The organism is Blastocatellia bacterium (assembly GCA_035573895.1).
Classification (GTDB): Bacteria; Acidobacteriota; Blastocatellia; order HR10; family HR10; genus DATLZR01.
Genome location: DATLZR010000015.1, coordinates 63241 through 74515, shown reverse-complemented (window position 1 = coordinate 74515; position 11275 = coordinate 63241). Strand labels below are relative to the sequence as shown.

Sequence of the window (11275 nt, the reverse complement as noted above, 5' to 3'; positions counted from 1 at the left end):
GGCATTGTCCGGGACTAACCGGCAGAGAGGCGTCCTCGTCGCTCCATCACTCGCTCAAACGCGAGCAGCGACGGAGGGGGAAAGGAGATCATCGCCGCTCCACTCACGTCGGACGACGGCTGCTTGCCCCTTGCCTCTGGCCCGCTCATCTCGGGAACTGACCCCTCCGGACACCGATGAAGTCTGGTGGATCAAGCAGAAACAAGTGATTTGACCTTGGAAGGAGAACGGTCTTATGGTGATCTTTTCGCTGCCTTCACCGAGGTATCGCTTGACGATCCGGCGGAGGGCCAATAATATAATTAAGCCTGCGCGTGGGGATGTGGCGGAACTGGCAGACGCGCAGCGCTCAGGACGCTGTGGACGCAAGTCCGTGGAGGTTCAAGTCCTCTCATCCCCACCATCTGATTCCCCCATTATGCTGTTGGCAACGAGGACGCGCTTTGGGGAGGAGGATTGCAAGCATAATCCACTGACACGATGTGTTGACAGAGCTGCCGCGCCAGTTCCACAACGGGCAGATGGTCGGGATGTTCGGCATAACGTCGCAGAGCCTCTTCATCCTCATAGGTGGCAACCAGCGCCAGGTCATACGACCGTGCTGCTCGCGTGATGTCCTCACCGACCTCGAACTCCTTGATCTCCGCGATCTGCTGGGGAAGCTGCTTAAGCCGCGCGATGAAGGCTCTCCGCTCCTCGGGCGGAACCTCGTCTTTGAATTTGAAGAGCACGATGTGTCGAATCATGCACCCATGATAGCCGATTCCTGGGAATTTGAAAAACAATTTCCGACGGGCGTGAACTCGCCATCGGCGTGAGTCGGATTAGTAAAGGTCGCTCCGTCGCACGGGAACCTCATCTGATTCACAGTCTCGCTCTATTTCCGCTTCACGTGAATGACTGAGACATCGTTTCCGCCGACTCGAACCGTCATCAGCAAAAGTCCACGCTCGTGCGTTACACCGATAGCTTCCTTGGTGACGAGATTCCGGGCCTCATACGTCCCCGCCGGCAATTCCAGGCCAACGGTGGGTTCCGCCGGATCGTTCCCGTGATTGAAGATGAAAACGAGATTGTCGTGAGCTGTTGTCGCGGTTCTCACCTCGATATGTCCGGGAGATGCCCCGCTTAACATCTGCACCGGTCGTCTCACTCCCGCCCACCGGAGCAGTCCGGCGAAGAACCTGGCGACATTCTCGTCGCGTTCGGCTTCGTAGAGCATTCCCAGGAACGATCCCACGGTGATCATTTTCCCTTGGCCGTAGGACGAGACGACGATGGCGGGCGAGCCGTCGGGGAAGGTGGCGATGACACGGGCCGAGGGAGCGATCGGTTGCAAGGCTTCTTCGTAGAGGGCGCCCCTCAACCGATCGCCGGGTTGCAGCTCAGGGATACTTTCATCCGAACGAACGATGCGGATGTCGGTCCTGCCACCTGGCGTTTGCTGGATGGAGGCTTCGCGGCAGCCGCTCACCCGGTGAAGTCCAAAGCCGGGGATGATTTCCTGAGCACGACCGGAAGCATCGTTCCATGCCAGTCGCGCTTCGCTCATCACGATGCCGCCCCGCTCGACGTATTTCTCCACTCCTCGGGCGGCGGCTTGGCTCATCATCAACGGATAGGGCAGCAGAATGAGTTTGTACCTTTCGATCTGACCGGTGGCGATCTCGTCAACGTGAAGGAAATCAACGGGCACGTTGAGGGGAAAGAGCGCGCGATACGTGCCGAGCAGCGACTGGCGCGTGAGACTGGCGGCTTCTGCTTGCGCGCCCAGCGATGTCAGTGATTGCCGTCCGCCTATGAGCGAGGACAGCGGATTATACACGATGGCGACTTCCGCCGGCGTCGGCCGGGCGGCTAGGAACATGTCTTGATGAGTACTGACTATCCGGGCGATCTCACCGGCCGCCTGCGCGCGCTCGGTAAGTGTGCCGTCCAGGTTGATCAATCCGTAGCCTCCCGATTCGTATCCGGAACTCATCGGATAGAAGGCGTAGAAATTGATCGCCTTCGCGCCGCGCGCGAGGGCGCTCCAGGTCCACATCCGCAGATCGTTGGGCGTGACGGTCGAACTGATGCGAAGTCCAACGGTTCCGACACCTCCTTGAAGCTCTCCGATCCAGAATCCCGCCGCGCGCGAACACGCCGAGCGGATGAAGTCCAGAAGCGCGCCCCGCCACTCGGGATCTCGTCCGACGGGAAACGAGTGCTTGGGATAGAACGACGTCCCCCAGAAATCCACCTGCCGGGCCATCAGCCAGTCATCGGGATTGCCGTCGCCGGCCGCCGGACTCGTGAAGAGTCCGGGAGCCGCCGCATGGCTGGTTGCAACTTTATCGGGGAGAACGCGCGTGACCGTTTCGTATCTCATGCGAAGGTCTTCGGCGAGCTTCTCGATGATGAACAACCGCCAGTCAATGTAATCGGTGTAGGAGAGGATCGTGCTCAAACGGTTCGGCTGAATATCGTTCCAGTCATCGAACCGCCGATACCAAGCACGATTTAAGGCTTCCAGAGTCCCGTATTTCTTCTTCACCCATTGGCGAAATCGGTTGACGGTGTAGGGGCAAAAGCAAAACTCCGGGTGAGTGAGGTAGGGAGCGGATGCCCAGTTGACGATGTGGGGTTCACTCCAGAGGTCCCAGCCGAAGAAAGCCGCGTGCCGTTTCATTCGCTCGGCCAGCGCAGTGAGAAATCGCAACAAAGCTTTTCGCACGCCGGGATGATCGAAGCAATAACCGGGCGCAGACTCCACCGGCATCCTCTCGCCGCCAATGGAGACAAAGTGTGCATCGGGATATTTCTTTCCGATCCAGTCGGGGGCCGAATCGGCGTAGACTTGAACGATGACGCGCAAGCCGAGTTCGCCAGCCAACTCCGCGAGCAGGTCAACGGCCTCGAAGTTGTAGCGCCCCTCGACGGGTTCCGCCGTCGCCCAGTCAACCCAGCAACGAATGGAGTTGAAGCCAAGCTCCTTGATCTTTTGCAGGTCCGCTCGCCATCGGTCGCGCTCGGCTCGAGGGTTTGGCTCGAGCATGGGCGCGCGAGCGCGTCCGCCCCCATACCACACCGCCATGGGAAAGAAGACCTCGGCTCTGCTCTGGCCTGAAGCGGGCAGGTTTCCTACGGTCAGCCCGGAGATTAAAAGGAAAGCGCCAGCAATACGCATACCGTTCTTCTCCTTTTCTCCTCACAAGCCTGATTCTCCCCACCTCTCATTGTCAAGATTCCGTGCCGTTGGCCATGCCCGCGAGTCTCTTATTATTGGGCGATGACAGATGGCCTGATGTGGAGCGACTCGTGTCGCTCACCCAGCGGACAATCTTCTATCCCGTGGGAGTGAACGTCCTGCTGTGGGGTCGGAGGAGCCGGGAGTCACTACCAGACGAACAGCGCGTTGAAGACGCGCCCGCAGGAACGCAGAGCTTCAGAAGGGGATTTCCGCCTCTAGTGATTGGTGACCAGACAGATACGTTCGAGATCGTCGGGACCTCGCAGGCGGAGGAATCGTTTCATTGTCATCGGAAAGAGCGATGGGCGACATTCTATAACTCGCAAAGGCCATCCGGAATCCGCGCCGAGGGCGATGATGTCGCGTTCATACATGAGGCAGAAGGCGCGGCGGGTGGAGCGAAGAATCTCTTTGATCTCATCGGGGGTGAAGACCTCGAAGATTTTTCTCCGGGTATAGTAGCAGAGGCTGGGAGCGGTGAACCGATAATATCCCACGAGATCATCAGGGGCTGCCTCCCGGGTGATGCGCTCAGCCAGGTGCCGAACCGGGCGGTAGGCTTCAAGCTTCGGCAGAAGGGAGAGCAGGACTCCGGTGAGAACGAGCATCGTCAGGGCTGTCAGAGCGAAGACCTGACGGAGGGTCCCAAGCAGATAAGCGCCTGCAAGAAGTAAAGCGGCTGTGAGCAGAGTCACCGAGGTCGTCGTCAGCAGCCGATGGGAGTCAAAGAGCATCGGGGCCCGACTCGCGGCAACCCAGGCCCCGCCAATGAACCCTCCGGCAAGCAAGGCGATAGACAACGCGAACAGACCTTTGATGAGTCGGGAGGAAAAGGGCCGAGCCTCGGAGAAAAACCGACCGACAACGAGCGCGGCAGCCGGATAAAGCGGTAGCAGGTACTCGTTTTGCTTGGCTACCGAGAGGCTGAAAAAAATCAGGATGAAGCCCATCCAGGCGAGCAGAAAACAATCAGCCCATTCCGATGGAGCTGACCCCTGATGCCCAGAAGCGGGACCTGTGGCACTGTTTGCCGGAAGTGAACGGCAGATGGCGGACGACGCGAACGTGTCGGTCGGCGTACCTGTTGCCCAGGAGGCTTCGCCGGATGACCGAAGACGCAGGACTGTCGCCGCTATGGCAGCGGGCAGAAAAAGGGACCAGGGGAAGAACTCGCTCATCAGCACGGGCCCATAGTACCACCAGGGACGTGACATTCCAGAGGTTCCGTAAAGGAATCGCTTAACGTGGTCGCCGATGATGAAAGCGCTGAGAAACCCCCATCCATGACGATGGATCATGGCGGCATACCAGGGCGTCGCCACCGCCAGGATGATGAAGAGACCGAGAGGAAACCGAAGGACATTCAACCCGCGCAGACTCTGATGGAGGATGAACGACAGTACCGAACCCCTCGATGACCGAGGATAGGCTTGTCGCATCCCCTGCCAGAGGAGAAAAGTCAGGACAACTCCAAGGGGGATCACGATTCCCACCAACCCCTTGGTGAGGACAGCAAGCCCCATCATGATATAGGCTCCGGCGGAAAATTTCCGCTCCGTCGCTCCACGAACGAGGAGATAGAGCGCCGCCACAAGTAGTGTCGTCAGCAGAGCATCAATGAGTGAGCGGCGACCGACAATCAGGAATTTGACGCTTGATGCCAGCACAATGGCTCCAAGCAGCCCCACCCCGTGACCGTACAAACGACGGCCAAGGGCGTAGGTTAGCAGAATAGTTACGACCATGCAGGTTGCAATGACAACTCTTTCCGACCATTCGCTGACGCCGAACAGTGCAAAGGTGGGCAGGACCACCCAATAGGGAAGAATCGGCTTGTTGAGCTTGAGGCTGAAATTGAATCGGGGCGAGAGTAAATCCCCTGATTCCAGCATTTCGCGGGGACCCTCGACGTAAAAGGCTTCGTTAGCATCCCACAGCGCCGAAGTCCCCAGGTGCAGGAAATACGGCGCAAGAAAGACCGCGAGGATAAGTGCGCCCCATTGTTGTCGTCCGATCATCCTTGGCCATTTTATCATGCACAGGTTGGAGTAAAGCAGTGGTTCTAGGAGAACCACAGATCCTATGGACCATAGCGAGTAGCCCGAAGCGAAAGGGTAGATTGAGCCGTATTTCCCTTATCGCTTTACCCCTGCCCTCTGGATGCTGGCACCCCTGAATGGATGGCTCCCCGGATGGTTCTGCGAGAGAGCCTGAGCGGAGCAACTCTCAACGGCTTTAATGCGCCTTCACAGATGTGACTGTAACCGCTATCATTGTCCCTGCGTCTATTAAGGGCGAGGTTCTATGTGGGAACGCCACCGTCGTCTGGCGGTGAGTACTTTCGACAGGGAGGAGAGAAAATTATGAAGAGGGTTGTCGCTTTTGCTCTGGGCGTGGGGCTGCTTGGAGCGGGGTATGTTGCTTATCGCAGCCACGCTCAGGATTCGAAGACATCCTTCCAGGTTGGGGACTCGACCCCGGCCTTCGATGTTCTCGACGTCACTGGCCCCAATAAGGGGAAACAATTGTGCTATGTCTGACGGTACGCCATGGCTCCTGTCGTCATGGCCTTCATCAAGGACGACAGTGAGGCCTCGACCAGGTTGGTCGAACAAATTGATCGTCTCGTCAAGGAGCATCAGGATCGTGGGCTTCGTGGATTTGTCGTGTTCGTGGCCGGGCCGGAGAAGAAAGAGAGGTTAGAAGCCCTGGCCGCTCAGCGAAACATCACCATTCCGCTCACAGTTCTCCCCAAAGGCCTCGAGGATCCCGCTCTCCAGAAATACAAGGTTGACCTCAATGCCGCCAACACCGTCATTGTCTACCGGAAGAAAAAGGCAGTCTACGCGGCCACCAATGTAAGTCCGGACGCCTTCGCTCCGGTTGTGCAAGCTGCCAAGACGGTTGTGGCGGATGTCGAATAGCGAGGTTTGACGAAGTTTCCCCGAGGAGGGAGAGAGGGCTATCTCTTCTCCCTTCCTCGCCTCAAACCAGGCGCGAGGAAGGGGATCCTTTCGTCTGTCCTCAACACGGTTGGAAACCTGGGATGGCGTTCAGTCGCCTCCTCCGTGCCGGGAGCACGGCTGGAGGCGAATTTGCATGCAGCGATTCAAAACCGGAGTGACTTCACCAAAGATAGCCAGGATGGACTCGACGATCTCGTATCCGGTCATCGAACGAACGTCATTCTGGGTCATTGGATAGTAGAGTTGAAATCCACCCCATTGGGTGGAAGGGGCTGACAGAAGTAATCGGCGCACCTGCGTCGCTCCGGTGAATCGGGCAGCCGTCAGTTCCTCACCGTCGGGCCAGCCCCCGGCGTAAATGTGGAATCCATCCACGGTGACGAGCTGACGGAGGAGATGATCTAATTCGCTTCCCGATCTCAACTGAGCGAGGAGCCGGTGCCAATCCCAATCCTCACGGAGTCTGCATTCCGGGTATTGGCGCGGGGCCCGAAGGTATCCCCGTTCAACCTGCATTCCGGCTTTGACACAGTTGTCGTCTCGTTCCAGGGAGATGAAGTATTTAGCGCAGCCAAAGCTGACGTGGTGTGACAGAGGTTTGGCCAAGCGATTGGCCTGAGGAAAGAATCCGATCCATTGCCAGTAGACGCCCCGTCCCCAACGCACGGTGGTGAAGGTTTGGCCGAAAGCCGATTCGAGGGCCCGTTTGAGAATCTGGGTGATGCGCTCATGGGGTTCGAGATTTCCCACCCGGATCCCTCGATCAAAATCGAAAAATTCCGGGCGAAAACCGCTGCCCGCAATTACGGTGAATCGAGGGCGCTCGATCTCGCTTGGTTCCCAAGTTCGTCCGGCCACGATGTGTGATTTTAGAAATGTCTCCTGAACCGGTCAAAGGGGAAAGAATCCGCGATCGTTTTAAAACTGGGCCGTATTCTCTCCCCATAGTCGAGGCTGAAATCGTGCGGCTACCATCGGGCGCTGCTTGCGCGCTTTTCGGAGCCCCTCTGGAGAGAACGGCCCACCATTTGAGATGGATTCTAGGGATAAAGCCGGGCAACGGTAGTCACACGGGATTACTAACCGGGACCCTGCTTGCAACGGGGTGCTGACTTTGGAGGGCTTGCTCTGCTCTCAATCGGAAAGCTCTTTTTCCGCCAGCTCTTTCAATTTCCAGGCCAGCTCGATTACGGTGCGAGCATCATCCTGGTTGATGATGGCCTGGTATTTATACCTCGCCTGGTTTCGTTTCTCCGGGGCTTGATTTAACTTGGGCCCGAGCGTTTTCTCAGAGATTCCCGGTTTGACGTATAGCTCACCAAACCTGCTGACAAGCCCCCCGTGAGGACCGGGAAAGTCGTCACCCCGTTTTAAGATGAGAGGCTTAAGGGCAAGTTCCGCTGCATTATAAGCAGCATCTACGGCCAGTCTCCAATACCCACTGGCTGCCGCGTGTTCGGCGGCAGTCAGATATTCCTCGGTCAGAGCAATGAGGTTCTTCCGCTCCTCTTTCTTCGGCTCTTCATGAGCCACTGCGTACACCTCCCGTCCATGGCGTAGGGCATTAAAGACAAAGTACGATCGCACAGGGAACAGATCGTCAAGAGAGATGGTTATAGGTTCGAGACCGACCTGATACTCCATCTGAATCTCAAAGGCGAGGTCGGCAATCAAATCTGACAGCTCTTGCCCGTTATTGGCGACGATCAAGACATCGAGATCGCTGTATTGCCGGGCTGTTCCCTTAGCGTGGCTCCCAAAAAGAACGATCTTCATGACCTGCTTGCCGAGCGGGCTGGACACCAATCGTTCGGTGAAGGCGCTCAATGCCGCTCTCACGGAGTCCCTGGAAGGCGTGTTTCGGATCGCTTCCTTTTTTCTGCCGATCAGTTAAAGACCCGTGTAGCCCATCCGGCCGACCGGTATATCGCTTTGTAGGGCTGCGGGATACTCCGTCCGACTCCCATCATCGGGGGCTTTTGAAGATCTCCATCTGGAGAACAAACGACTCTGAGCACGATCACAAGTGAGAGGTCAAAGCAGAGCCACCCGCTGCCGTGATGTGATTCCCTGCGCCACAAGGGCTTATGATACACGCAGCGATGTAGTGGATCAAAGGAAGGGACTTAAGCCACTCTCTGCACGAGTCCCGTCCAGGAGGTCCTCCATCGGCGGCGGGCCGAAAAGCCCTGCGGCGAGTTATTCTTTCGCAAAGCGTGGATTCTGATGGGGCGAATTTTTGACGCCCCGTGTCAGCCTGTGCATAATCTTTCCATGTTTTCAAAGCTGTCAAGCATCAAGGTGTGGTGTGCGGGAGTCCTCGCTGTAGAGCTGTCGCTGTCGCTTGTCGGTGCACGCCCTCAAGAGGTGCACCGTCTGACCATCCATGTCGAGCATTCGCGCGAGGGGGCGCCTCTTGTTTTTGGAATTCCGTTTCCCCGAGGAGTGCTTCACTCGCCCGATCAGGTTCGCCTGCTGACACCGGAGGGTCAGGAGATTCCCTGTCAAACGACTGAAGTCACGACCTGGGAGCCTGCCGATCCGAGCATCAAGTGGTTGTGGATTTTCTTTTTCGCCGGATCATCCACTCGCTACACGGTGGAATACGGTGCAGGGGTTCGTCGGTCGGTCGCTCCTGCTCAACGGCTGACCGTCATCAATAACCAGGGTGAACGTGGTTTCGTTGATGTGACGACGGGGCCGCTGCATTTCGTCATCAGGAAGGGGGAGGGCGGATTCCTGAATCGTGTGGAACTGGACCTTGAGGGTGACGGATTCGAGGCCTCGGATGTGGTGGCGGAGAGTCCGACGGGGCGAGGATCGTTCCTCGATCTGCTCGATGACGCCGGACTCGATCCCTCGCGGGCGGTGGTGACGCGCACGGTAGTGGAGAAGGGATCGGGACCCCTGCATGCCATCCTCCGCATTGAGGGCGAGTATCGCTACGGTCGCGCCGATAACAATCCGGCTCCGTTTGTGACGCGGATTGATGCTTTTGCCGGGAAATCCTACCTTCGCGTGCGTCACACATTCATTTACACCGGCGTTCCGGACAAGCATCGGCGGCGTGAGGGCGAGCACGCACACATCGCGACACAGGCCGAGAAGATCGCCGCCGAGGAAGCGGGTGACCCCGGCTGGATGCAGCCGAACGACCGTATTGCTGCGGCAGGACTGGCGCTCGATCTGAGACTGATGGGGCGACGGCGCGTCCTCACCGCGTATCGCGAAGGTCGCTGGTGGGAAGAAGGGCGATCTCGTCCTGTGACGCGTGACGTGGCCGATGAGCGAAGCATCTCCCTCGTGCAATCGGGGCCGAAACCGACGCGCCTGCCCCCGGTGCCCCAATCCTCTCCCGACCAACGGCTCGAAGGATTCTTCGCCCATCTTCTGGCCGATGATCACCCTCTCGTAACCGCGGAGCGGGCGGAGGGCTGGTTCACCGTCTCTGATGACCGTTGGGGCATGGCCGTCGGCATCCGTCATTTCCTGGAAGAGTATCCCAAGGAAATTCGCCTGGAGCCCCCGTCCCATCGCGTCACGGCGTTCTTGTGGTCGCCTCGCGTCGAGCCGATGAGTTTTGCTCGCTGGTCGAGCGATCTGGAGTACGAGGACGGGGCTGAAGGCACGGTGGAAAATTGGGCGCAGGGAACGGCGAAGACGAGCGAGTTGATTTTCTCCTTCCATCGGGCCACCGTCTCGCCCCAGGAGATCGCCGGCATCATGAGCTACGTCCTCGATCCTCCCGTGGTTCATGCCGATCCCTCCTGGTATGCGGAGAGTCTGGTCTATGGCCGTTTCGCCCCCCGCTCGGAGAAATTCCTGCCATGGGAACGGGCGCTCGATTATAAGTACGAGTGGTGGTTGTTCAATCAGCGCTGGGTGCCCTGGTATGGCATGTTCGATTTCGGCGATGGGAAATATAACTTCGACGGCGAGAAGTGGGACCTCTGGGTGTGCAACGAACCGGCTGTTGATTTCATGGTCTGGCTTCAGTTCCTGCGCACGGGGGATCGTCGCTACGCCCTGGCGGCGGAAGCGATGAGCCACCATTCGATGGATGTGGACAACACTCACTGGCCCACGGATCCGAAATACTATGGTGATACCAATCTGGCCATTGACTACTGGAAAACGCTCACCCTGCCGCGCGGCACACCCTATCTGGGCATCGGTCGGCGTCATGGCATGCAGCATTGGTCGCGGGCGCTGAGCGCTCATGTCTGGGTGGCCGGCTGGCTGGCCGACTATTACCTGACGGCGGATCACCGGGGCTTAGAGGTCGCCATTCAAACGGCGGAAACCTATCTCAAGCGCATCTGGGGGGAACACGATCTGACCGGACGCCGACTCTATCTGTCGGTGTGGAATCTGGTCGAAGTCTGGGATGCCACTAAGGACGATCGCTACCGGCGAGAACTCGACGATCGAATTGATCGGATGCTGCGGCTGCAACAACGGGAGCAGGGCGATAGCCTTGTCATGGATCGCTACGGCTATGCCCAGGTCTACGTCAGTCTCGGACTGGCTAAATATCTGGAACTGACGGGCGACAGGAGAGTTCGGGCGGCGCTCATTCGTCACGCCCGCCGGGTGCGCGATGTTCCGGTGCTCGGCCACCGCCTGGAATCATATCTCGCTTCGCTTCACAGTCTTGTTATCGGCTACGATCTGACCGGCGACGCGAGCTTTCTCGACGAGATCAAGAGGCGAATCGAAGTGATGAAGACCGATGAGCTGCCTCGACCCATCACCGGTTCGTGGACTCAACGGGAGCTGTTTCAGGCCCTGGAGAGAGTCAGTCATCTCCCCCGGAATCCGGACGGCAGCCGTCCCCTCTGGAGTTTGACCAATGGGCTCCGCGTGTTCGGCTGGACTCATGCATACGGGTTGCCTTTTGCACTACGCGCTCTGGATCAGGCGAACTCTCGATGATGCGGTTCCTGTGGGGCGAGTACGGCCAAAGACGCACACCGGGATGGCGGAGGACCTCAGACGACCTCCTCCGGCGCTACGGATTCATTGCCTGGACTCGTTTTGCCGGTCTGATTCATTCTGCCGTTTTTCATCGCTGCCC

Annotated in this window: 8 protein-coding genes and 1 tRNA gene; 4 read left to right on the top strand and 5 right to left on the bottom strand. The window is 58.2% G+C overall.

Going from position 1 to position 11275, the window contains the following annotated elements; translation table 11 throughout:
- Window positions 1-316: 316 nt before the first annotated feature.
- Window positions 317-403, top strand: a tRNA-Leu gene (locus tag VNM72_02005).
- A 13-nt stretch (window positions 404-416) separates the two neighbouring features.
- On the opposite strand, the gene VNM72_02000 is transcribed toward VNM72_02005, so the two are convergent.
- From VNM72_02000 to VNM72_01990, 3 genes are all read right to left on the bottom strand, one after another.
- A complete protein-coding gene (locus VNM72_02000; GenBank protein HXF04172.1) occupies window positions 417-746 on the bottom strand; it encodes a Dabb family protein in 330 nt (109 codons plus the stop codon).
- Between the two features lie 131 nt (window positions 747-877).
- The gene (locus tag VNM72_01995; protein HXF04171.1) at window positions 878-3169 is read right to left on the bottom strand and encodes a beta-galactosidase; all 2292 of its coding nucleotides are present in this window, start codon (window positions 3167-3169) and stop codon (window positions 878-880) included.
- Between the two features lie 278 nt (window positions 3170-3447).
- Window positions 3448-5250, bottom strand: a complete 1803-nt coding sequence (locus VNM72_01990) for a glycosyltransferase family 39 protein (GenBank protein ID HXF04170.1) — start codon at window positions 5248-5250, stop codon at window positions 3448-3450.
- A 345-nt stretch (window positions 5251-5595) separates the two neighbouring features.
- On the opposite strand from VNM72_01990, the gene VNM72_01985 reads away from it, so the two are divergent.
- Both VNM72_01985 and VNM72_01980 read left to right on the top strand, forming a co-directional pair.
- The gene (locus VNM72_01985) at window positions 5596-5772 is read left to right on the top strand and encodes a hypothetical protein (GenBank protein ID HXF04169.1); all 177 of its coding nucleotides are present in this window, start codon (window positions 5596-5598) and stop codon (window positions 5770-5772) included.
- A 9-nt stretch (window positions 5773-5781) separates the two neighbouring features.
- Window positions 5782-6156 (top strand): hypothetical protein, encoded by a 375-nt coding sequence (locus VNM72_01980; GenBank protein HXF04168.1) that lies wholly within the window; start codon window positions 5782-5784, stop codon window positions 6154-6156.
- Window positions 6157-6285: 129 nt separating this feature from the next.
- On the opposite strand, the gene VNM72_01975 is transcribed toward VNM72_01980, so the two are convergent.
- Window positions 6286-7056 (bottom strand): hypothetical protein, encoded by a 771-nt coding sequence (locus VNM72_01975; protein HXF04167.1) that lies wholly within the window; start codon window positions 7054-7056, stop codon window positions 6286-6288.
- Between the two features lie 276 nt (window positions 7057-7332).
- Window positions 7333-8037, bottom strand: a complete 705-nt coding sequence (locus VNM72_01970; protein HXF04166.1) for a HEPN domain-containing protein — start codon at window positions 8035-8037, stop codon at window positions 7333-7335.
- 435 nt (window positions 8038-8472) lie between these two features.
- Here VNM72_01970 and VNM72_01965 point away from each other — a divergent pair, with 435 nt between their 5' ends.
- Window positions 8473-11133: a hypothetical protein gene (locus VNM72_01965; protein HXF04165.1), complete on the top strand. Its 2661-nt coding sequence runs from the start codon at window positions 8473-8475 to the stop codon at window positions 11131-11133.
- The last annotated feature ends 142 nt before the right edge of the window (window positions 11134-11275 follow it).

Excerpts from the sequence above, each read along its gene's own strand:
- VNM72_02000 (HXF04172.1), bottom strand. The coding sequence starts at position 746 with ATGATTCGACACATCGTGCTCTTCAAATTCAAAGACGAGGTTCCGCCC.
- VNM72_01995 (HXF04171.1), bottom strand. The coding sequence starts at position 3,169 with ATGCGTATTGCTGGCGCTTTCCTTTTAATCTCCGGGCTGACCGTAGGA.
- VNM72_01990 (HXF04170.1), bottom strand. The coding sequence starts at position 5,250 with ATGATCGGACGACAACAATGGGGCGCACTTATCCTCGCGGTCTTTCTT.
- VNM72_01965 (HXF04165.1), top strand. The coding sequence starts at position 8,473 with ATGTTTTCAAAGCTGTCAAGCATCAAGGTGTGGTGTGCGGGAGTCCTC.
- VNM72_01980 (HXF04168.1), top strand. The coding sequence starts at position 5,782 with ATGGCTCCTGTCGTCATGGCCTTCATCAAGGACGACAGTGAGGCCTCG.
- VNM72_01985 (HXF04169.1), top strand. The coding sequence starts at position 5,596 with ATGAAGAGGGTTGTCGCTTTTGCTCTGGGCGTGGGGCTGCTTGGAGCG.